The sequence below is a fragment of the Paenibacillus sp. FSL R5-0623 genome (assembly GCF_037974265.1).
In the GTDB taxonomy this organism is placed as follows: domain Bacteria; phylum Bacillota; class Bacilli; order Paenibacillales; family Paenibacillaceae; genus Paenibacillus.
In genome coordinates this window covers 4,644,271-4,666,544 of sequence record NZ_CP150233.1, presented here as the reverse complement: position 1 = coordinate 4,666,544, position 22,274 = coordinate 4,644,271, and the positions used below count along the sequence as shown (strand labels likewise).

Here is a 22,274-nt window from a genome sequence, read left to right as displayed (position 1 = left end):
AGAGAAAAACCAGACGTGTATGCGTCTGGTTTTTTGGTATAAAGTGCTGGCATCAATGGATCTAGTTAACGTATCTATACGGGAACTGAGTTTCTAGGATTACAGAGCCGACTAAACGAGTTGCATTCCGCTCAAATGATGAGACCGGATGCTTAACAGACGTGTAACATGTTCAACCTCATCAAACGGTATCCACAGACTGCCGTGAACGGTTCGTAAGGAGAGAATGGATGTATCAGCGGTACGCTCGGGAAAACCGGTTACCGTCTGACCGCTTGTATTACGAACCATGATCTGTTGCTTGCGCCGGATGGCAATTTCTACCTCTTTTTTCATAAGTCATTGCTCCTGATTATGAGATGTCAAATCCATATGTCAATGTTTTCAATGGTTAATTTGTCTTCTTTATCTAGTCTATCAGAACTAGGTATAGATTTCCAGAAGAGAAATCAACAATCTTCTAGGTGATTTGTCTTAGCTGTGGATGATCCGTTTTTGAATGGGGATTACGGGGTTATATTAGGGTAAAAGGAGGGGAACGGAATGACACAATTGATTATTGGGCTGGCCCGTACCGAGAACGAGGCTATAATTATGCTGAATAAGGTGAAAGAGGAAGGCATCAAGGAAAAATATTTGGGAGCGGTGGCGAAGGAGCAGCTTAATCTGGAGCTGGTGAGCGAAAAGACGGGTTTGCCCAAACCGTTGAAGGGTGCCGGAACAGATGGTGCCTTTGGCGCTCTGAAAGGCATATTGGCTGGTCTGGGGAAGCGAATGGATCAGACGATGTCGATCGGAAATGCAGTGCGCAGGCTCGCTGGTAATGAGATTGGGAGTGAGACTGATGATTTGGTACTTACAATGACTGAAGCGGGAATCTCGGAGGAGGATGCGCGGTATTACGAAGATTGGCTGTTAAAGGACCATATCTTGGTTATCGTGGAGTGCAGCGAGGAAGAAGCAGCTCGTGTTCGACCCATTTTACTTTTTTAGTTTAATTTAAGGCTGATTTTAGGTTTCTTTAATGTTGGGGAGGTATTCTTATCTCACACCTCCCTTAATATAGATTGGTTTACCGGAAGTCCGGGACCGCAACTCGGACTTTCTAGGCACTGTGAGCTGACGCTTGCAGTGCCTGTTTCATTTATATAAGTTGAACTAAAGATTATTTACACTGACACTCCGATGACAGAATAACCTTCTAATCGCTGTTATCCCCAGATTTTTTCGATTCCCTTTTCTCAAGGGAAAATCCGGTGATAAAGGCGAACGCTTCGCTTTTTCAGTTTTTTCTGTCCTCTCCGTTATCATGTAAATCATTAGTTAAACTTATATAGTTGGATTATTTTTAATAAAAGTGTTGCAAAGTTAATTAGTTCATGGTAAGATATTTCTTGTCGCCAAGAAATAATATCCATGCCGGGGTGGCGGAATTGGCAGACGCACAGGACTTAAAATCCTGCGGTAGGTGACTACCGTACCGGTTCGATCCCGGTCCTCGGCATCTTAAAAAGAAAGATCGTATGACGCTTGTTAACCAAGCTGCATGCGATCTTTTTTGATGTTCTTTAATATGAATGTCACTTCATTGCAGACCACATCACCATGCAGCTCATAAACATAAACCCTGCATAATACATATCAGAAGGTACATTCATCTGACTTTTATGAAGAGACGGAACAATGGTGTATACTATCCGTAGGCATATATTACCTTTACCTTGCTGAACTTATGTAGAGTCACAAAACCAATAAAACAATCTTATGGACGGAGGACTCAAGTATATGTTGAAACAGCTTAAGCCATACAAGGTGTTACTGGACCGCAGAATCGAAGAACTGAAATCGGATGCGTATCTGTTGGAACATCAGAAATCCGGAGCCAAAATTGTACTTTTATCCAATCAGGATGATAACAAAGTATTCAGTATCGGTTTCCGCACACCTCCGGAAGACAATACAGGGGTAGCCCATATTCTCGAACACTCCGTGCTCTGTGGGTCCAAGAAATTTCCGGCCAAGGATTCTTTTGTTGAGTTGCTGAAAGGTTCATTGAATACATTCCTTAACGCCATGACGTATCCGGATAAGACGATCTACCCGATCGCAAGCCGTAATGATCATGACTTCCATAACCTGATGGATATTTACCTGGATGCGGTATTGAATACAAATATTTATGAGAATGAAAAGATATTTCTACAAGAGGGCTGGAACTACAACCTGACCTCTGCTGACGATGAGTTAACCTACAACGGAGTTGTATATAACGAGATGAAGGGTGCCTTTTCTTCACCGGAACGAATGGTGCGCAGAGAAGTGCTGAACTCCCTTTTCCCGGATACCACATACTCCTCCGAGTCTGGCGGATTCCCGGAAGCTATTCTGGATTTAACTTATCAGGGGCTGCTGGATTTCCACACGAGATACTACCATCCTTCCAACAGTTACATCTATCTCTACGGGGATATGGATATGGAAGAGAAGCTGCAATGGCTGGATGAGAACTATCTGAGTGCATATGATCGCATCGAGATTGATTCGGCCATTCAACTTCAACCTGCTTTTGCAGAACGGGTAGACACAGTTAAGACTTACTCTGCGGGAAGTACGGAATCGGAAGTGGATAACAGCTTCTTGACCTATAACGCGGTAATCGGCACAAGTCTGGACAAGGAACTGAACATTTCGTTCCAAATTTTGTTATACGCACTGCTGAACGCTCCGGGAGCGGTATTGAAACAGGCTTTGCTGGATAAAGGAATCGCGAAGGACGTCTACGGTTCGTATGATGACAGCCTGTATCAACCTGTGTTCACGGTTGGGCTGAAGAAGAGCAATCTGGCGAGCAAAGAGGATTTCCTGGGAACGGTTAAAGAAGTGCTTGAGCGTGTGGTGAAAGAAGGCTTTGATCCTAAAGCGCTGCTTGCTGGAATTAATTCGTATGAGTTCAATCATAGAGAAGCGGACTATGGCAGAATGCCGAAAGGGCTGATCTACGGATTCTCCTCCCTGCAAAGTTGGTTGTATGATGAAGAAGCACCTTTTACTCATTTGGAAGCCAATGACGTATTTGCTGAACTGCGGACAAAAATGAACGAAGGTTACTTCGAGCAACTCATTGAGAAGTATATATTACAAAACACACATACTTCTTTTGTGGCGCTTACCCCGGATAAGGGGCTGAACTCACGCAAGGAGGAAGCGTTGAAAGAACGTCTGAAAACCATTCAGGCCGGTCTTAGTGAGGAAGAAGTCCAGACGTTGATTCAGAAAACGGAAGCACTCGCCGAGTATCAGAATACACCTTCAACCAAAGAGCAGCAGCAGGTCATTCCGACGTTATCGATTGAAGATATTGAACCGAAGGCCTCTACGTTGCATCAAACGATGAACCAGGTCGACGGCACAACCATCCTTCATCATAACCTTTACACCAACGGAATTGGTTATCTGAGACTGCTGTTTGATATCAAAGAAGTGCCACGTCATCTCCTGCCGTATGCAGGATTGCTCAAGAATGTATTGGGTTACGTGGACACTCAAAACTACTCGTTCAATGAACTGTCCAATGAAATCCATATCCATTCAGGCGGTATTCATAGCGGGATTGGATCTTATGCTAATGCGCATAAGCACAATGAATTCAAGGCGACCTATGAGTTCAACGCAAAAGTGTTGTATGACAAGCTTGGATTTGCCTTTGATATGATCAAAGAAATTGTGTTCACATCCCGATTCGACAATTCGAAGCGGTTATATGAGATCATCTCTCAGATGAAAGGTAATCTGCAACGTAATCTGATCAATAGCGGACACTCTGCGGGAATTGGCCGGTCTTCGTCCAAACATTCAGCAGTTGCGGATTTCAGGGAAGCTGTGAGTGGCATTGCCTTTTACCAGTGGCTTGAGGATCTTCAGGCGAACTTTGAGGCTAGAAAAGAAGAGTTATCTTCCCATCTGCAAGAATTGACGGGGTATATTTTCAGACCGGAGAACTTGCTTGTCAGTTACACTGCCGATGAGCAGGGATATGAAGGACTGGAGCAACAGGTATCTGATCTGAAAGCGAAGCTGTTTACACATGAGGTTGCCAAGGAAGAGTTTACGTTCACACCGGCTACGCATAAGGAAGGATTCCGTTCCCCTTCAGAGGTGCAGTACGTGGTGCAAACGGGCAATTATATCAACAAAGGATATCAATACACCGGTTCACTACGGGTCTTGCAGGGAATCCTGTCCTTGGATTACTTGTGGACCAATATCCGCGCCAAAGGCGGAGCTTATGGCTGTATGTCAGGCTTCAGACGGAACGGAGACAGCTACGTTGCATCGTATCGTGATCCAAATCTCGATAAAACGTACAAAGTATATGAAGAAATACCGCAATATTTGACCGATTTCCGGGCAGACGAGCGGGAGATGACGCGTTATATCATTGGTGCGATTCAGGATCTCGATACGCCGAGAACGCCTTATGGCGAAGGGGCATTCTCGCTCGAGTGTTATCTGTCGAATGTGACTGAAGCGGATCTGCAACAGGAACGTGACGAAGTGTTAAGCACGAAAGAAAGCGACATTATCGGTTTTGCTGAGCTTTTATCGGCTATACTTGAACAACAACAGCGCTGCGTGATCGGTAATGAGAACAAGATTGAGGAACAGAAGCAAATGTTTGACGAGACGCTGGATTTAATTAAAAACTAAGCGATAGTCTCGCTTCCCCGAACGGATAGGCGTCAAAGCAAAAGGCACTTTTATGAGCTGGTTTCAACAGCTTATAGAAGTGCCTTTTCTAATGGGGAGGAACTGTCTCCATCCCATATGATATGAGAATGTGTGACGCGCTGCGTTGTTCAAGTGACAGCGAGCATGTTGTATATTTTCAAGGTCCGTAGATCTTCCTTTGAGATTTTTAATTCATTATACAACTCCTGATTCTCGGGCAGCGGGGTTCTGGAGAATAACATTTTGAGCGCGATCGGCATGAAAGGTCTGAATGAGACGCCAGCCATCAGTCCCCACTTTTTCTCCGATTCCTGAAAAGACGCCAAAATATTAATATATAGGTTCTCCAGCGGCGTGGCCTGATTTTTCAAAATCAGCGTGGTAAGTGTATCATAATGCTCGGTGTGGCCCCAGTACATATTCTCGCACTCCTGATAGTTCTCAAAGTCCTTCACATTCATATACATCACGGTGCGATAACGGTTGGCATCCGATTGAGCCATCATGTCAATGACACAACGAATGAGACTGTTGTTCCGCCCATCATAGAAGTAAGAATAGAAACGGGTGGAGTTCTTGAAAAAGCTGGACGGGACCGCATTCATCAGGGGAGAAGCATGTCTTGGCTCTTGGTACAAGAGTTGCTCCACCTGGATGTTGAGTGCGTTCGCAATATGGTGTAACGTGACCAGATCAAGTGTAATATCTCCGCTCTCATATTTGGACAGGGTGCCTTTGCTTTTGAAGATCTGATCCGCAAGCTGTTGAATGGTCAGTCCCCGCCACTTCCGAAAGTTTCGTATTTTCTTGCCAACTTCCTGATTGATATTGTTCATATTTGGTTCTCCTTATGCAATGTTTCTTGAGAGTACGTGAAAATGATGAAAGTCATTCATAAAAATGATGTTATATGAGAAATATATCACTTTTTCACGGAAATACCTATTATGGAGAAACAATAAACTTCATTTGTTTCGTCAGAATAGATTGTATTACATTTGATGCAATTCCTGCGTCATGGAATAATGGATGTAATACGACATGAAACGACAATGGAATGTTGAGCAGACAGAGGAGCAGAAGCTATGAAATATAACTTTGATGAGATTATAGACCGCACAGGTACAAATGCGATGAATACGGATGGTTTCCGTCAATATATTTTTAACGCCACTGAAGACATGACTTTTCCATTCAAAGATGAAGAATTTATTCGCATGTGGATTGCAGATATGGAATTTGCCACACCTCCCGAGATTCTGGATGCAGTTAAAGAGCGTCTGGACCGTAGAATCATGGGTTACTCCCAGGTGTTCGATCCCGCATACTACGAAGCTGTCTCCAATTGGATGAAAAGATACTATGACTGGTCCTTCGCGAAGGAGCATTTGGAGACCTCAAACGGGATCATTCCCGCTTTATATGAATTGGTGGAATATCTCTGTCAATCGGATGAGAAAGTACTGATCGTGACCCCGTCTTATGGTTTCTTCAAGTCAGCTGCGGAGCATAACAATCTTGAACTGGTGTGTTCGGATATGATCAATGAGCAGGGACATTACTCGATTGATTTTGAGGATTTTGAAGCCAAGGCGAAGGATGAGAAGGTAAGGGTATGTATTTTTTGTAACCCGCATAATCCATCTGGACGTGTCTGGACAACCGAAGAGTTACAACGTGTGGGTGAGATCTGCCTGCGGAACAACGTATGGGTCATTTCAGATGAAATTCACTGTGATCTGCTGCGGACGGGCAAGAGACATACGCCACTCGCAAAGCTGTTCCCGGATACGGATCGAATCATTACATGTATGTCCCCGAGCAAAACATTCAACATGGCTGGTATGATGTTCTCTAATGTCATCATTCCGAACAAAGCACTTCGAGACATCTGGCAGGCACGCCATTATGGTTTCAAAAACCCACTGAGCATTGCTGCCACTCAAGCGGCTTACGAAATGGGTGATGAATGGCTGAAACAATTAAAAGGGTATCTAGATGCCAATTTCGCCTGCGTAGAACAGTATGTGAAGCAGCATCTGCCACTGGCTGTTTTTCATATCCCGGAAGCCACGTATCTGGCCTGGATTGATATCTCGGCATATGCTCCCGAGCATGTAAGCTTACCATTATTCTTCGCTGAGCAAGCGGGTGTATTGCTCGAAGATGGTCATATGTTTGTAGCCAATGGTGAGGGTTGTATTCGGTTGAATCTGGCTTGTCCCCGTTCTGTCCTTCAGGAAGGGTTACGGAGAATCAGCAGTGTGCTTGTGAAAGAAGTCGAAGAGGTGCCCGTTCAAGTATAAAGTCATCAAGTCATCACGCAACAGCGAGATGACTTTTTTTGATGAGTATACTGACATGTAGCAAAAATACGATTTCTTTCGAGGTGAACGTATACCCTGATGCGCAATTCTGGTCTGCTGTCCCCGGTTATGTTAAAATGGTGGATAGTCTATGAGTTGCATGACATGCGGCTCTCAGAAGGAAGAGCCCAGTAGTTGGGCTGAACGAAACTGCATTCATCAGGGGAAAGGAGCCTATACATATGTTTGAAAACGATTGGGACAAGGTGCTTCAGGAAGAGACGGAAGCCGAATATTTTAACAAGATTCGTTACACTCTCGCCGCCGAGTACAAAACGCAGACGGTCTTTCCGCCCAAAGAAGACCTGTTCTCGGCACTGAAGCTGACGCCGTATCATCAGGTTAAGGCCGTTATTATTGGTCAGGACCCTTATCACGGAGCGGGACAGGCTCATGGATTAAGCTTTTCGGTTAGACCGGGAGTGCGTGTACCGCCTTCTCTGAAAAATATATATAAGGAACTTCATGCCGATCTGGACCTGCCAATTCCGAATCATGGATCTCTGGTTCATTGGGCACAACAGGGAGTCCTGTTATTAAATGCCGTTCTGACGGTTCGTGAAGGTCAGCCGAACTCCCATCAGGCACTGGGATGGCAGACGTTTACGGATGCTGTCATTCGCGCGTTGAATGAGCGTTCAGAGCCAATGGTATATATGTTATGGGGCAGTCATGCCCAGAAGAAAGGTGCTTTTATTAACAGGGACAAGCACCTGGTACTGGAGTCTACACATCCCAGTCCGCTGGCTGCGCATCGTGGATTCCTCGGCAGTCGTCCCTTTTCCAAAGCCAATGACTTCTTGACCTCCAAAGGTATTGAACCGATCGACTGGAAGATACCTGAAAACTAGACAGATGGAGGTGAGAACATTGCGACATTGGATAGGACGAAAAGTAGCGGTATATCGTGCAACAGGCATACGGGAGCCATTGAAGGGAACGCTGGTCGAGTGGGATGAAGAAGCGGAATGTGTACGGATCGGACCGAAACGGATTAAGGTATCGTTTGACAATATCGCAATGATCAGGCCTCTTCCCGAAGAGAGTCTTCCCTTAAAGAAAGCACGTTCTGAAGTGCACAAGGTTGGATATGTGATGAAAAAGGCGATTCAGTTCGAAAATGCGATCTATTTCAAGTCACAGGTGATGATCTGGCGCCGGGCCAAAATTGTAGCGTTATCCACGACGATTCTGCGTCATGACGAGGATCAGGTTGAACTTGCAGATGGTCGGGTTCTTCGTAAAGACAAGCATATGTTTGTTGTACGTTCACGCCGTGGGATACGTTAATTATACGAAGATTTAATATTCATTTCATGCAAAGATCATATGGATTTAATGTTTGGTCTGTATATTAGGTAATAACAACCCCTTCTAAATTGATGTGTATTGAAATGGGAGCCCGGCCGGCTGCAAACGGTCGGGTTTTTTTTTGTCCATTGGTTCTGTTAACCTGTTGTACATACCCATTACATTCATGTTGTATACTATTAAAATAGATCATGAGAAGGAGTGAAACCCAATGAAACGTATAGCTGTTTTTGCAGGCTCCAATCCGGGAAATCACCCCGATTATACAGAGAAGGCTGTTCAACTTGGCAAACAGATTGCCGATAGTGGGTATGCGCTGGTTTATGGTGGTTCTTGCATGGGGCTGATGGGTGCAGTAGCCGATGCTGCTCTTGAGCGAGGGGGAGAGGTTATCGGGGTTATGCCTACCGGATTGTTCCGGGGCGAGGTTGTTCATGGAGGGCTCACACAACTGATTGAAGTGGGAACCATGCATGAACGGAAGGCTACGATGGCCGAATTATCCGATGGATTCATTGCACTTCCCGGAGGTATGGGTACATTTGAAGAACTATTCGAGGTACTGTGCTGGGCACAGATCGGTATTCATCGTAAGCCTGTTGGCTTATTAAATGTCAACGGATATTATGGACCGCTGATGAAGATGGTAGAACATAGCGTACAGGAAGGATTCTCCAACACTTCACATCTCAGTCTGTGGAGTCTGGAATCTGATCCGGCTGAACTGATCAAACAAATGTCATCCTATATTCCAGCAGAGCTGACTCAGAAGTGGTCACAACTCAACGGGAAATGAGTGCATAAGATGACGGGCCTGTACCCAATCGTTCCTCGGGAGAATTTTCGATCTGCCCAAGCAAGTTGCGCTATCGGACATAGTCTATAGTGTACTTTAGTGAAGAGGGGAGTGTCACTCATGAGCGAACTCAAAGGCACAGGTTACGGATACGGCGGAGGCTTCAGTGGTGGAGCATGGACATCGACAGGTGCAATTCTGGTATTGTTCATTCTGTTGGTTATTATCTCTCGCACATTCATTCTGTAATTCGGTCAGTATCCCGGGCCGAGGATCATGATGCAGAGGCAGCGCCCGAATAAAAAATGACCTTTCCAAAGAGACGTCGGTATATCCCGGCGTTTCAGGGGAACGGTTTTTTGACGTTTCCATCATACGTTAACTGATTGAAAAAGCAAAAACCTGCCCCTGAATAAGGTCAGAAGCAGGAGAGAGCCTCCTGAGCCAGTAGCTGCGCAACAAGCGGTTTACACCACAACAGCAGTTTGATCCGGAACACTTAACGATTTCCAGGCGATATATAGCCCGATGGCGGCTGCAATTAAGGAGAGTATTGCTGCAACAATAGCCAGCTGATCCAGTGTACTGGATGAAGTGGAGTTAAGAGAACGCTGATTAGCCGTCTTGCCGGATTTGTTTTTGATATGGACAGATGTTCTGGAAAGCCTGGAAGCCGACTGTAACTGGGATGTGTGAGGACGCGTAGGTATCGATTTTTTCTTTGAGGGATTCAATAGTCAACCTCCTTATAACGGAGTTCAGTGCTTCCATCGTTCATACTATGTTATGTCGATTTTCAGATTGAGTTCGCAAAAATGAGTGAATCCCCAGCCCGTTAGATGTTGGGCCCGGTCGCTAGTATTAGCGAAGTAGGTAACCCATTATACGCTCTGTTAATACAGGTCTAACAAACCGTGTTTATAGTAAGGGTCATAGAGTGAAGCTTGAACACAGGAGGCGCTGGAATGAGGAACATGGAGATTATTGCCCATCGTGGTGCATCTGCCGTATGCCCGGAGAATACGATGAGCGCATTTGAACGGAGTCTGGAGCTTGGAGCGACAGGGATCGAGACCGATGTGCAGATGACGAGTGATGGCAGACTGGTACTGATTCATGATGAGACGTTAAGTCGAACTGGCGGCGCAGAAGGTTGGGTTAAGGATACGACTTACGATGAATTGCGCACACGGGATGCCGGGTCCTGGTTCCATGCTGATTTTGCCGGCGAACGTATTCCTTCTCTGGAGGAGTTATTTAAGCTGGTACAGGGGAAAGGAACCCTGCTTAATCTGGAATTGAAAAATGGTATTGTGAGTTATAAGGGGATGGAAGAGAAGGTTATACAGGCGATCCGGGACTGGAATCTGGAGCAACAGGTCGTGCTGTCCAGCTTCAATCATAGTTCGCTCGTGAAATGTAAACGTCTTGCCCCGGAGATTCGTACAGCACTTCTATATATGGAAAAGTTGTACCGCCCCTATGATTATGCAGCCAAACTCGAAGCTTCAGGCCTTCATCCCTACAAGCTGGCGGTCACACAAGAAGATGTTGCTGCTGCACTGGCAATTGGCGTTGTTACCTATCCATTTACGGTGAATGATCCTGCCGAGATGCAGGTCATGATTGACATGGGTGTGCAAGGGATCATTACTGATGTTCCTGATGTCCTGGCATCCTTACTTACGGTACATGCCCGTTAAACGAGTCTGTATTTTACATGTTCTACATATGCAATGATAAGGCTGTGTTCGAGCTTTTTGGCTCTTGCGCAGCCTTTTTACGTGTAAAATTGTGTGCAAATCTTCATATATGCAATAAACATGTCCTATTTGTCCATTGCCAGCGCCCGTGGATTCACTTACAATGGTCTATGGGAATGAGAATCAATATCATTATCATTAAAGTTCGGTATTTATAGAGAGGTGATTGTTATGTACATAGGTTTGAGCAGTTCCACTCATAACGAGGGTGGGCGCGTATGAGTTCACAAGCTTCACCAGAAAAACATAATCCGGATTCACCCACAGCTAAGATACACACTCGTCCGTGGGCAGCCACACTTATTCTTACAGGGGGAGTTTTGCTACTCGCTCTGGGTATGGCGTTGTCCATTTCTTTTGGCGCTGCTGATATCAAGCTTAGTGTAGTCTGGAAGGCTATCTTTGATTTCAATCCTGAGCTGACACCACATCAGATCATATGGGAGATTCGGTTACCACGTATCCTTGGAGGAGCAATGGTTGGTGCATGTTTCGCTGTAGCTGGTGCGATCATGCAGGGCATGACTCGTAACCCGCTGGCCGATTCAGGTCTGCTTGGGTTGAATGCGGGAGCTGGATTTGCACTTGCAGTGTGTTTTGCCTTCTTCCCTGGCTTGCCATTTATGTATATCATCATGTATTCCTTCCTTGGAGCAGGGCTTGGTGTCCTGTTGGTATATGGTTTTGGTGCAGCTTCCAAATCAGGCCTTACACCACTACGCCTTGTACTTGCAGGTGCGGCTGTATCAGCGATGTTGTCGGCACTTAGTGAAGGGATTGCATTGTATTTCAGAATTGGACAAGATCTGGCTTTTTGGACAGCCGGAGGTGTAGCTGGAACGAAGTGGTCTCAACTTGAGGTCATGTTCCCATGGGTACTCGCGGCACTGATCGCAGGTCTTCTCATCTCCCGTTCCATTACTCTGCTTAGTCTCGGAGAAGATATTGCGGTGGGCTTGGGGCAACGTACTGGGTTGATCAAGCTCATAGGCCTGATTGTTGTACTGATTCTCGCGGGTACGGCTGTGTCCGTGGTGGGTGCAGTCGGTTTTGTTGGACTTATTATTCCCCATCTCACGCGGAAGCTGGTTGGGGTCGATTATCGTTGGATTATTCCATGTTCCGCTGTGATGGGCAGTCTGTTGCTTGTATTTGCGGATCTGGCTGCACGTATGATTAACCCGCCGTACGAGACGCCAATTGGCGCATTGGTTGCCCTCATCGGGGTACCATTCTTCCTGTATCTGGCGCGTAAAGAAAGGAGGACTCTGTAACGATGGAATCCTCAACAATAGTTGGAGCAGAGCGCAAGAAGAGAACCAAGAGTACGATTGTCCTCATTGTGCTTGCCCTATTAATTATTACGGCTTTTGTGGTGAGCATGAACACAGGTTTTACCAAGCTTTCGCCGCTTGAGGTGATGCGAACCCTGTTTGGTGGAGGCACGGCGAAACAGGAATTGATCCTGTTTGAATTCCGTCTGCCACGTATTGTGATTTCGGTGCTGGTCGGGGCCGGACTTGCATTATCTGGTTGTATTTTGCAGGGAGTATCTCGGAATGCGCTGGCAGATCCGGGGATCCTCGGAATTAATGCAGGTGCTGGTCTGGTCGTCATGTTATTTGTTTCCTTTTTCCCGACAACGACAGCAGCGCCGGTATTTCTTTTGCCAATTCTGGCCCTGATCGGTTCTGGTTTTGCTGCATTTCTGATCTACATTCTCTCTTACAAAAAAGGAGAGGGTATCCTGCCTACGCGTATGTTGCTTACGGGGATCGGGGTAGCGGCGGGAATCAGTTCTGCCATGATCGTGCTTACATTACGGCTTAGTCCGGAAAAGTATCAATTTGTAGCTACCTGGATGGCAGGCAGCATCTGGGGTTCGAACTGGAAATTTGTAACGGCATTGTTACCGTTTCTTATTATTCTTGTCCCGCTTGTTCTGTATAAGGCACGTGTATTGAACGTACTGAATCTGGGGGACCAGACTGCAAGTGGACTCGGGACTCCGGTTGAGCGTGAGCGACTGATTTTGCTTGCGGCTGCGGTAGGACTTGCCGGCTCATGTGTATCTGTGAGTGGGGGGATCGGTTTTGTTGGTCTGATCGGACCGCATTTGGCGCGTCGTCTGGTGGGTCCAAAACATCAATTCCTGTTACCCGCATCTGCACTGATCGGTTCATTGCTCGTACTGGTTGCAGATACGCTCGGTCGTGTCATCCTACAGCCTTCGGAGATTCCTGCGGGGATCCTGGTTGCCATTATTGGTGCGCCATACTTCCTGTACCTCTTAAGCAAGACGAAATAGAACGTAATCATCGTTGTGTGATTGCATAAGGAGGACTTCAGTCCATGCTCCGCCGTTTCTTTGCCTATTATAGGCCTTACAAAAAGCTCTTTATTCTTGACTTTAGCTGTGCGATTCTGGTCGCCTTGCTCGAGCTGGCTTTTCCACTGGCGGTCAACCGGGTAGTCGATGATCTGCTGCCAGGAGGTCGCTGGGACTGGATTCTATGGGCATGTCTGGCATTGCTCGGCATCTACTTATTGAATTCATTTTTGAACTTCGTGGTTACCTATTGGGGACACAAGCTGGGTATTAACATTGAGACGGATATGCGTAAAAGTCTGTTCAATCATGTGCAGAAGTTATCGTTCCGTTTCTTCGATAATACCAAAACAGGACACCTCGTCTCCCGTATGACTAACGATCTGATGGATATTGGTGAGATTGCCCATCATGGTCCAGAGGATGTATTTATCGCGGTCATGACCCTAATTGGGGCATTCAGCATCATGATGAGCATTAACGGAAATCTGGCGGTGTTAACCTTTATCATTGTACCGTTGATTATTTATCTGTCACTCTACTTTGGTAGCAAAATGTCCAAGGCATTCAGTCGAATGTTCGGTGATATTGCGGACTTCAACGCTCGTGTTGAGAACAATATCACAGGTATCCGTGTGGTTCAGGCTTTTGCTAATGAAGAGCATGAAAAAGCACAATTCGCTGTGAACAACGGCCGTTTCCGTCAGACCAAGTTAATTGCATACAAAATCATGGCCTGGAACTCCTCTGTCAGTTATATGCTGATGAAGCTGGTATCCCTCTTTGTCTTGGTATGCGGAACATGGTTTGTCATTCAAGGCAGTATGACCTACGGTCAGTTCATTGCATTTATTATGTTGTCCAATGTGTTCCTGACACCGATCCAGAAGATCAACTCGGTTATTGAGACGTATCCCAAAGGGATTGCAGGCTTCAAACGTTATACGGAGTTGCTCGATATGGAACCGGATGTGGAAGATCGTCCAGGAGCCGTTACAGTATCCCATTTGCGTGGAGATATCCGTTATGAGCAAGTGACCTTTGGTTATTCGGATCAGGAGCCTGTGCTCAAAGGTATCGATCTTAATGTACATGCAGGGGAAACCGTGGCTCTCGTTGGTCCATCGGGTGCAGGAAAAACAACGTTGTGCAGTCTGCTGCCACGATTCTATGATGTGCTGGAAGGTCGCATCACGATTGATGGGCAGGAGATACAGGATATGACGCTGGACTCCTTGCGCAGCCAGATTGGTATTGTACAACAGGACGTATTCCTTTTCGATGGAACCATTCGCGAGAATATTGCCTACGGCAAGCTGGATGCATCCGAAGAAGAAATCTGGATGGCCGCCAGACGTGCCCAGATGGAACCTTTGATTCAATCGATGCCGGAAGGATTGGATACGTTAATTGGTGAACGCGGTGTGAAGCTGTCCGGTGGACAGAAACAGCGTTTGTCCATTGCCCGTATGTTCCTGAAAAATCCGCCAATTCTGATCCTGGATGAAGCCACATCCGCTCTGGATACAGAAACGGAAGCAGCGATTCAGCAATCCCTTGCTGAGCTATCCGAGGGCCGGACGACACTGGTCATTGCTCACCGATTGGCTACGATCAAAAATGCAGACCGCATTATTGTCGTTGCTGAACAAGGGATTACCGAGCAGGGGCGCCATGAAGAATTACTCGCAGCAGGTGGAGTGTACAGCCGCCTTCACTATGCGCAGTTTGGCGCGTAACCTATCCTATCCTATGTGGATGTAACAATGTAAATACGAGAAGTAACGCTATCGTTCTTGACTTGGAAGGAGTCAGGACGGTGGCGTTTTTTTCTATTTCATGATTATTGTGTGGGTCAGGGGTGCTGTGTTTTTGTCTATTTGTGATCATGGATGTGGAAACGGGTAATATAGTAAATAGAACACTTAACGTGTAAGATATGTTCATCATCTTGAAGATGTAGGAGGTACACGATATGCAGTTGAACGATATGCTGAAAATTCTTATAACTTGTCTATTATTTATTCTGATTTGGTGGCTACTGACTCAAGGGATTCGCAAAATTTCCAGTACTCGTGCGGGGTCCGGTTTCCAACGCTGGGGTGGATGGTCCATTGGACTTTTCATTATTGGCGCTGTGCCACTCGGTTTTTCGCTATACACAGAGATCTTTGATGAGCGCCTGGATGCCAACATTGGGTTAGGTCTAGCCATGATGTTTGTTTGGGCTTATTGTGTGATCTTGTTGTGTGCGGGGTTGGTGATCTGGGGAAGGTCCGTGTACAAAAGGGATAGGAAGAAGTGAATATTTGGGTTGATCGTGCTGAGCCCGTCAGGAAGTTAAGGGTGAGCTGACAGCTGTATTTGTAACAATAAACTGATATGGAACGTTAAATTTAGAAAGAGGTGTTATTAAAGGGGGATTTACATATGTCCAGCCTTCGTCGAGTCCTCATATTGCTCTCAATCCTGATCGTATGCTGTATTGCATACCCAAGATCAACAGTGGGAGTACTTCATTTTGGTTGGATTAATTGATCGACTACCTATATCTCACCTAAGTATGCTACAGACGGATTTGGTAAGGATACTGGAATCTCCTACACCAAGTGAGGTGCTCGAGGAGTTGGATGAGGTTATCGTGGAGCTTTTGGAAAAGATGAAGGGAGACCAACGAGAGATAGGTGGAGGTATTAGGCTACAATCTATATGATAAACAAGGAAAACGCCATTAGGATTCTATAAAAAAGGAAAGGACTCCTCTGCCCATGGAACTATCAAGGTCTCAGCAATTAGCTCAAGAGCATGTAACCCATTATGCAAGAAACCGCAAAAATGAAGCGGAGCAAACCATTAGGGAAATCCTTCGTATGTCCAACAACGAGCTGAAGACATTTGAAGATGCTATCACTAAACTAAAATCTCATGCAAGTATCGCGTTACACTTTCACCCAGATCGATTAGATCCGAATATGAAAAGCGTGGCTGAAGCACTACTTGAGCAGGGAGTTTATAAAAGTCAGTTTGAGACTTTCTTATCGAATGGAAGTGTATCCGCATTTTCAGGCGGTGAACGTGACGTTTGGGAGAATAAAATGTTTGGCGGAGCGTACCAAATAAATGGCTCAACCAATAGTGAACGGCCCAAGTATGGGGCACTCAATGTCATGTTACATCCCGATGGACCTGCTCCGCGTTTTGGATCATGTTACTTCCTTTTATCCACTGAGGTCTCTCAACGTTGCACGTATACATATTTGGATTCTCACCAAGACCCCGAGGAAAAGGGAACGTATGAGGAATTTGACCTCGTTTTGGCTGCTCTCATGAGGGATGTATTCTATAGTGGTTTTGCAATAGGTGAAAGATATCTAACGGTCCAAAAGTTAATCGGCCATATGCTTGTCAATCTTGAGAAACCCTTCCAAAATCCATCCAGCCAAGAGCCAAACCGAAATCTGGACCATTATATCGAAGCTCAGGTTCATGGTGATATTTCCCTTGAAAAAGATGTCAAGATGCTTGTTGCCGACCCATCATTTAAAGGCACACATACAGGAAGAATCTTAGAGCAGATATGTTTAAAGTATTCCGTTGATCTCCACTGGCACATGGGCTTTACACTATTAGTTGATGACGTTCCTATGGATTTTCGTGGTCCTTCGATGCCTTCACTAGCCAAAAGAATTGCAAAAAGTGATTTTATTGATGCAAATATGATTGGTTCTGCAGCTATGGACCTGAAACGAAATCCAAGTCATTGGAGTGATAGAGGAACCTACAAAGAAGTTCTACAAGAATTAAAATTACTTTGGCATGTCTTAGTGAGATATGGAAAACCAATGAACAAGTAAAACGGTTTTCGAGATAAAAATATTGAATATGTAGTGATAACAAAGCTAAAATACCAACTTCTTTTCCCTACCTGTCTGCGTATCTCCTGAAGTTTAAATTGTTACTCAATAATAGTACTCTAACAACCTTGAGCGCCGAGCCGTTCAAGGTTGTCTTTTTATCATTCAAAAGGATTACAGACTATAAACTTATCTATGAATCTACTGTCATAAAAACGAACGTATGTTTTACAATTGAATTGACTTTTTGTCCGGACGATAATATATTAATGTCAGGACAAAAAAAGAGGTGAAGCAATGTCCGCCAAAAAGATGGGGCGGCCTAAATCTGACAAACCCAAAAGCAGAACGATTGAGATACGTGTTGACGAGGAAATTATGAACAAGCTCGATATTTCGGCTGAGAAGCTGAATACGAATCGATCAGACATCGTTCGCAAAGGGATTGAGAAGATTTACGACGAACTCCAAAAGTAAAAAAGGAAGCAGCGCTAGTCCCGCGAAGAACACGCTGCTTCCTATCACGCAATCACTTGAATGAGCGACTGCATAAATATCCTACCATGTGTAGAACGTTCATTCAAGTGAGGTGCGAATTGATATACAGGAGGATGCACATGAATTCGATATTAGAAGCATTATATAATGGACGACTTCGACCGGATGAGATGATGATGCCGACACATCCTGAATACCAAGCGTTAGGGAGGCAGATTGCAGCTTTGACAGAGCAATGGAAGAATCGTTTGAGCGAGAATGAATTTCTTGAGCTTGAACAGTTATTTGACTTGTGTGGCAGATGTGAGGGTATGCATGCGGAAGCAGCGTTTGCACAAGGTTTTCGTCTGGGGGCCAACATGTTAATTGAAGTCATGAGTCAGCGTGAGGAATCGGTGTTGGAGTATAGCTAAGTTTAACGATGTGAGCAGAGATCCGGTTTACTTTTACAGCTAAATTTTCAGGAAATGAAGTTCATACAACATACTCATTTTGCAACATAAAATTGTATCATAAATTTATTATAATAAAGCCCTCCAATCCGCTCTGCATTCAGCAGCAGGGTTCGAGGGCTTCACTTAAACATACAGTTAACAATATATATAGGGAAAGAATCTGTTAAACAAATTGTTCCTTAATCCGCAATATTCCCCGCCATCTTCAGACGACGTGCAATCTCTTTGAAGTCTTCTTGCGATATACCCGGTGCAAATTCTTCCTCGACCGCAGGGGCTTCTGGAATCGGGAATCCCTGAGGTATGCCTTGGATAACCTCCAAAGGTTGTCCATCTTCGGGGTGCGTTCCTTTCCAGATCTGATCGATGGCATTAAAGTCTTTATCACTATAGGTATACAGCTTGGTGTGTACCCCTTTTTCCTCATATTTACGAGCTTCATTGAAAGCCTTATTATCCAGTGAAGGAATCGGAATCAGTTTGGTCACATTTACGCCGGTTGCAATTTCGATTGCTTTTGCATAGGCAACCACGTGCACGCCGCCACGTACAAGCAGAAAACCGACGACTTCCCGGGCTGCCGGGTGATCCGTCATCTCATATACTTTCATCTTATGGGTACGAGCGCCACATTCAAGGAAGAAGTTATGCAGCAGATCCTCGACCAGGTTGCCACTGTTGAAGACATTTGCTCCCGTCCATGGATTCCCCATAGAGTCAAAAGGCATTGCGCCTTGTGCACCTGCCAGATAGTGATACGACAGACGAGCATCTTTTACGGAACCTAGCGGCGTATCGTCGGGTTCTTTGTACTCGGTTGAACCTCTGAGGCACTTGTTAATGCCATGAGACACGAGCTCAACATGACCCAATTCTTCAGCGGTAATACTCATGACGAGGTCATAGAAGGGCTTCAGCTTTTCTTTGGATCGAAAATTAAACGATTGATAGAGGTAGTTGTTCAACGTTGACATTTCTCCGAATTTGCCGCCGAGCAATTCTTGTATGGCTGCCGCAGCATTCGGATCTGGCTTCTCGACATTGGGAATCTCAATCAGAATTTCATCCAAGCGTTTGAACATTCGGGTGTAACCTCCTCAAATTGGTATTACAGATCGTGTAGGGTTTAAGATCGTGAAGTCACTCTGTCATGGCCTATTACACGTCTATTGGGTTTTTTAAACAAAAAAACAACCAAATGGGACTTAAGCATCGCATAACGCAAGCCGCATATTTTCTACCACTTGTTATTTCCTACTATGGTAAAATTTTTGTATAATAAAACATTCAAACAAGTCTTCACGTACAAGAGAAGAGAGCCATTAATCCATAAAGGAGTAAGAGATGAACAAGCGTTGGATACAAATAGTTAGGATTGTGATGTTTCTAGTGATTCAGATGTACATAAGCAACGAGCCTGCCACAGCATACGACGTTACGAACGAGGTTCAGGTGGATGAAGCAACGAGGCAGTTACTTGAAAAGAAATACGGGTTGGATCGTCCTCAGGAGCCGAAGACACAACAACACTTTTTCTCAGGTGACTGGGGAATGAGCTTCCAGACGGAGCCTCCTGATTCGTTTGACCGACTTTTTCATGTGGTTCCTTTTTCCCTGCGGCCACTGGCCTGGATCTTTCGTTTATTCGTGTAAAATGAAAACCGGACGGGCAATATAACAGAAACATATTGTCCCAAGGAGTGAGTGAAATGAGAATGCTCATCGTTACCGTCATGTCGGTAGTCCTGAGTTTGGCTGGAATTACATCAGGATCAGGGACCGCTATCCCTGATTATGCGAAGTGGGGAATTATTGCGGTCAAAGAAACACAGACCAAGTATAATGTGGATATCTTGGACTATAAGCATATCGGTCGCACCTCTCTAACAGCGGATCAATCACGGGAACAGTTCAAGTTATGGGTTCGTGCTAAAGACGGCAAGCAATTCGCAGTTTATGTGAATGTTGATTTTAATCCATCTACACAACAGTTAAAGAAAGTACAATTTTCGGAATCGGATCGGCACTGATCCGTTATGAACCAGACTGCCTTAATGATTAAGGTGAAAGTCTGGTTTTTTTATTTTACAAAATCCTTTTTTTACTATTGAATAAAGAACTTATGTTCGCATATAATATGAAATACAAACAAACGTTCTTATCGGAGGGATGATTATGCTAGGGAAATATATTGGCCAGATGGTGGAGCTTGTCTACATGGATCGTGCAGGGCAGATTACGCAGCGACAGATTCGAATTAACAGTGTACGTGGCGGGATGATTAGAGCATCAGCGGGAAAAGAAGGCTCACCCCGAACATTTCTGGAGCAAGGTATTCTGGCATGGCGTCCTGTTACCGATCTGAATGGGGAGGTAAAGTATGCTGAACGATTTTGAACGCAAGATTTTGCGTATTATGGTGAACTATGCAGGGCAACGGCGCAGGTTGCCGCGAATGGATGAACTGGAGAACAAGACCGGACGAAGCAAAGCATTCATTCATGAGTCATTGCTGGAGCTTGAACGCACCGGGCATATCGCCTGGGAGAACCGGTCTACTCTGGAAGGGATACAGATATTGCAGGCTTGGGAACAGGTACAACAGCCGATTCGCAAAAGCCAGTCTTCCGGGGACTCCGTAAAATATTTTACGGACTACTGATCATAATAAGAAAACGCCAACCCGGATATCCGGATCGGCGCTTACTGTGTCACATGTACGACATGTGCATCTATTTTAGAAATGGGGAAGTTGGTCCAGGTTGTTAGTTGGGTCACCGTCGGCATCGCCGCGAATGTACATTTCGCCATCCTTGCCTTTAAATACATTCACACCGGCAATAGCGCCAGCCTGTACTTCTGTAAGGGCCTGCTGATAATCCAGTACACGTCCTGCTGAAGTCTGAAAGGCTGTCAGGTCACCGTCACCATTTTTCTGTACAGCTGTGAAACTCTCACGTGTTGTTTGATCCATGATGTCACACTCTCCTTATATGACGAGATAGGAATCTGCTTACCTGATTAGCCTATCCCAATTCATCGGAAGTATGCACCATATGCTAATAAAGACCTGCCAACGCGGAGGTTTTACAGGCTCTTTCTCATACGAACATGCAAAATATCTGCATCATAAAAAGGTTCTTCCGAAATCACTTCATAACCCAGCTTTTCATAGAATTTCTGTGCCTGACACTGCGCATCCAGTACAGAATAGGATAAGCCGAGTTCACGTGCCAGCTCCTCCATCGCGAGCAGAAGCACACGTCCATAACCAAATGAACGATGAGATTCAAGCACCGCGATCCGCTGCATTTTGGCCGTATCCTTGCTGTAATAGATCAGACGTCCTGTGGCTACAGCTTGCCCATCCGTACTTAACAATACATGATGCACATCTGGACTGATGACATCATATTGATCAATCTCAATCTCCGCAGGCACCTGTTGCTCGATCACAAAAACGTGATGGCGAATTCCCAGGGCTTGCTCCAGTTGTTCTTCTGTTGATACATAACTAATCTCAGCTGCCAATTCCATTCCTTCTTTCTGCTCTTGCGCGACATATCAGACTGAATTATACAAAAAAATGTTTTTCCTGTATAGTGAAGTCTGGAACATATTGGGAGAGGAGGGGGTAGTGATGGGCATGGCAGGCATCATGGTAATTACATTGTTAATGTCGGCGGGAATGATTACTCTGTTGTATTACGTGACCAAGAAAGCATACTCACGCAAGTGGGATGAAGATGAGTAATTCATCTGTTAACCTTCACGGCAAGACTTCACTGCTTCCTCGCGGAGAATATACATCTTGAATTACAGAATTGGAGTACACGTCCAGCCAGACGGGCAGAGACTCACCATTTTCATTGGGCTGTTGTAATTGTTGGAATTGTACCGTATGTTCATCCTTCTCCAAGCCGCAACCAGTAACGGTTGTACTGAGAATCACAAGCCCAACGCAGGGGAAGAAGCATTTGGTAAATGTATGTTTATTGGATCTTGACCATTTTGTTATGTTTCTCATAGGGAATTCACCTCGTTGTAGAAATGGTAATCTTTCCTTTATTGTGCACCATTTCGGGTGAATTATAACCAAATAAATCATTGACAATGAACACGGTTACTTGATATGATACTGTTACTTGATTGGGAAACAATTATATATCATGAT

The 22,274-nt window shown here is 45.2% G+C and carries 26 protein-coding genes and 1 tRNA gene; 20 read left to right on the top strand and 7 right to left on the bottom strand.

The genetic code is table 11. The features are described 5' to 3' along the window. Window positions 1–111 precede the first annotated feature (111 nt). On the bottom strand, window positions 112–336 hold the full coding sequence (locus MKY92_RS20505; protein ID WP_017687353.1) for a hypothetical protein: 225 nt from the start codon (window positions 334–336) through the stop codon (window positions 112–114). A 207-nt stretch (window positions 337–543) separates the two neighbouring features. Here MKY92_RS20505 and MKY92_RS20500 point away from each other — a divergent pair, with 207 nt between their 5' ends. The 3 genes from MKY92_RS20500 (at window position 544) to MKY92_RS20490 (ending at window position 4,707) form a co-directional block, all read left to right on the top strand. Next, window positions 544–993: a hypothetical protein gene (locus tag MKY92_RS20500; RefSeq protein WP_339297449.1), complete on the top strand. Its 450-nt coding sequence runs from the start codon at window positions 544–546 to the stop codon at window positions 991–993. A gap of 425 nt (window positions 994–1,418) precedes the next feature. Continuing rightward, window positions 1,419–1,504, top strand: a tRNA-Leu gene (locus MKY92_RS20495). 281 nt (window positions 1,505–1,785) lie between these two features. After that, window positions 1,786–4,707 (top strand): insulinase family protein, encoded by a 2,922-nt coding sequence (locus MKY92_RS20490; protein WP_339297448.1) that lies wholly within the window; start codon window positions 1,786–1,788, stop codon window positions 4,705–4,707. Window positions 4,708–4,856: 149 nt separating this feature from the next. On the opposite strand, the gene MKY92_RS20485 is transcribed toward MKY92_RS20490, so the two are convergent. Next, window positions 4,857–5,564: a helix-turn-helix transcriptional regulator gene (locus MKY92_RS20485; RefSeq protein WP_017687366.1), complete on the bottom strand. Its 708-nt coding sequence runs from the start codon at window positions 5,562–5,564 to the stop codon at window positions 4,857–4,859. A 249-nt stretch (window positions 5,565–5,813) separates the two neighbouring features. On the opposite strand from MKY92_RS20485, the gene MKY92_RS20480 reads away from it, so the two are divergent. The 5 genes from MKY92_RS20480 (at window position 5,814) to MKY92_RS20460 (ending at window position 9,450) form a co-directional block, all read left to right on the top strand. Then, window positions 5,814–7,034: a MalY/PatB family protein gene (locus MKY92_RS20480; protein ID WP_339297447.1), complete on the top strand. Its 1,221-nt coding sequence runs from the start codon at window positions 5,814–5,816 to the stop codon at window positions 7,032–7,034. A gap of 242 nt (window positions 7,035–7,276) precedes the next feature. After that, window positions 7,277–7,945 (top strand): uracil-DNA glycosylase, encoded by a 669-nt coding sequence (gene ung, locus MKY92_RS20475; RefSeq protein ID WP_339297446.1) that lies wholly within the window; start codon window positions 7,277–7,279, stop codon window positions 7,943–7,945. A gap of 19 nt (window positions 7,946–7,964) precedes the next feature. Further along, a complete protein-coding gene (locus MKY92_RS20470; RefSeq protein ID WP_017687369.1) occupies window positions 7,965–8,384 on the top strand; it encodes a hypothetical protein in 420 nt (139 codons plus the stop codon). A 232-nt stretch (window positions 8,385–8,616) separates the two neighbouring features. Then, on the top strand, window positions 8,617–9,201 hold the full coding sequence (locus MKY92_RS20465; protein ID WP_339297445.1) for a TIGR00730 family Rossman fold protein: 585 nt from the start codon (window positions 8,617–8,619) through the stop codon (window positions 9,199–9,201). Between the two features lie 120 nt (window positions 9,202–9,321). Then, window positions 9,322–9,450, top strand: a complete 129-nt coding sequence (locus MKY92_RS20460; RefSeq protein ID WP_017687371.1) for a hypothetical protein — start codon at window positions 9,322–9,324, stop codon at window positions 9,448–9,450. 218 nt (window positions 9,451–9,668) lie between these two features. Here the strand turns inward: MKY92_RS20460 and MKY92_RS20455 are convergent, their stop codons facing one another. Further along, a complete protein-coding gene (locus tag MKY92_RS20455) occupies window positions 9,669–9,935 on the bottom strand; it encodes a hypothetical protein (RefSeq protein ID WP_339297444.1) in 267 nt (88 codons plus the stop codon). 231 nt (window positions 9,936–10,166) lie between these two features. Here MKY92_RS20455 and MKY92_RS20450 point away from each other — a divergent pair, with 231 nt between their 5' ends. The 8 genes from MKY92_RS20450 (at window position 10,167) to MKY92_RS20415 (ending at window position 18,058) form a co-directional block, all read left to right on the top strand. Next, a complete protein-coding gene (locus MKY92_RS20450) occupies window positions 10,167–10,904 on the top strand; it encodes a glycerophosphodiester phosphodiesterase (RefSeq protein WP_339297443.1) in 738 nt (245 codons plus the stop codon). Window positions 10,905–11,182: 278 nt separating this feature from the next. Next, on the top strand, window positions 11,183–12,238 hold the full coding sequence (locus MKY92_RS20445; protein ID WP_036614761.1) for an iron ABC transporter permease: 1,056 nt from the start codon (window positions 11,183–11,185) through the stop codon (window positions 12,236–12,238). A gap of 2 nt (window positions 12,239–12,240) precedes the next feature. Next, on the top strand, window positions 12,241–13,272 hold the full coding sequence (locus MKY92_RS20440; RefSeq protein WP_074095819.1) for an iron ABC transporter permease: 1,032 nt from the start codon (window positions 12,241–12,243) through the stop codon (window positions 13,270–13,272). A gap of 44 nt (window positions 13,273–13,316) precedes the next feature. Next, the gene (locus MKY92_RS20435; RefSeq protein WP_076328068.1) at window positions 13,317–15,032 is read left to right on the top strand and encodes an ABC transporter ATP-binding protein; all 1,716 of its coding nucleotides are present in this window, start codon (window positions 13,317–13,319) and stop codon (window positions 15,030–15,032) included. Between the two features lie 236 nt (window positions 15,033–15,268). After that, complete coding sequence (locus MKY92_RS20430; RefSeq protein WP_339297442.1) at window positions 15,269–15,598, top strand: hypothetical protein; 330 nt, start codon at window positions 15,269–15,271, stop codon at window positions 15,596–15,598. Window positions 15,599–16,061: 463 nt separating this feature from the next. Next, entirely contained in the window at window positions 16,062–17,147 is a 1,086-nt protein-coding gene (locus MKY92_RS20425) for a DUF3626 domain-containing protein (RefSeq protein ID WP_339297441.1), read from the top strand. A 297-nt stretch (window positions 17,148–17,444) separates the two neighbouring features. Beyond that, window positions 17,445–17,624: a ribbon-helix-helix domain-containing protein gene (locus tag MKY92_RS20420; RefSeq protein ID WP_017687382.1), complete on the top strand. Its 180-nt coding sequence runs from the start codon at window positions 17,445–17,447 to the stop codon at window positions 17,622–17,624. 140 nt (window positions 17,625–17,764) lie between these two features. Next, a complete protein-coding gene (locus tag MKY92_RS20415) occupies window positions 17,765–18,058 on the top strand; it encodes a DUF6809 family protein (RefSeq protein WP_339297440.1) in 294 nt (97 codons plus the stop codon). Between the two features lie 221 nt (window positions 18,059–18,279). Here MKY92_RS20415 and MKY92_RS20410 read toward each other — a convergent pair whose 3' ends face one another. Continuing rightward, entirely contained in the window at window positions 18,280–19,182 is a 903-nt protein-coding gene (locus MKY92_RS20410; RefSeq protein WP_339297439.1) for a manganese catalase family protein, read from the bottom strand. A gap of 298 nt (window positions 19,183–19,480) precedes the next feature. Between MKY92_RS20410 and MKY92_RS20405 the strand changes: the two genes are divergently transcribed. The 4 genes from MKY92_RS20405 (at window position 19,481) to MKY92_RS20390 (ending at window position 20,762) form a co-directional block, all read left to right on the top strand. Continuing rightward, on the top strand, window positions 19,481–19,753 hold the full coding sequence (locus tag MKY92_RS20405; protein ID WP_339297438.1) for a hypothetical protein: 273 nt from the start codon (window positions 19,481–19,483) through the stop codon (window positions 19,751–19,753). Between the two features lie 56 nt (window positions 19,754–19,809). Further along, window positions 19,810–20,130 (top strand): DUF3889 domain-containing protein, encoded by a 321-nt coding sequence (locus MKY92_RS20400; RefSeq protein WP_221825383.1) that lies wholly within the window; start codon window positions 19,810–19,812, stop codon window positions 20,128–20,130. 145 nt (window positions 20,131–20,275) lie between these two features. After that, window positions 20,276–20,497, top strand: coding sequence for a hypothetical protein (locus MKY92_RS20395; RefSeq protein WP_339297437.1), 222 nt, complete (start codon window positions 20,276–20,278; stop codon window positions 20,495–20,497). Continuing rightward, window positions 20,481–20,762 (top strand): hypothetical protein, encoded by a 282-nt coding sequence (locus tag MKY92_RS20390; RefSeq protein ID WP_339297436.1) that lies wholly within the window; start codon window positions 20,481–20,483, stop codon window positions 20,760–20,762. Before MKY92_RS20395 ends, MKY92_RS20390 begins: the two co-directional genes overlap by 17 nt. A gap of 75 nt (window positions 20,763–20,837) precedes the next feature. Here MKY92_RS20390 and MKY92_RS20385 read toward each other — a convergent pair whose 3' ends face one another. The 3 genes from MKY92_RS20385 to MKY92_RS20375 form a co-directional block, all read right to left on the bottom strand. Continuing rightward, the gene (locus MKY92_RS20385) at window positions 20,838–21,074 is read right to left on the bottom strand and encodes a DUF3892 domain-containing protein (RefSeq protein ID WP_105410271.1); all 237 of its coding nucleotides are present in this window, start codon (window positions 21,072–21,074) and stop codon (window positions 20,838–20,840) included. Between the two features lie 113 nt (window positions 21,075–21,187). Next, on the bottom strand, window positions 21,188–21,631 hold the full coding sequence (locus tag MKY92_RS20380; protein ID WP_036614958.1) for a GNAT family N-acetyltransferase: 444 nt from the start codon (window positions 21,629–21,631) through the stop codon (window positions 21,188–21,190). A gap of 238 nt (window positions 21,632–21,869) precedes the next feature. Beyond that, window positions 21,870–22,127, bottom strand: coding sequence for a hypothetical protein (locus MKY92_RS20375; protein WP_339297435.1), 258 nt, complete (start codon window positions 22,125–22,127; stop codon window positions 21,870–21,872). Window positions 22,128–22,274: the final 147 nt, after the last annotated feature.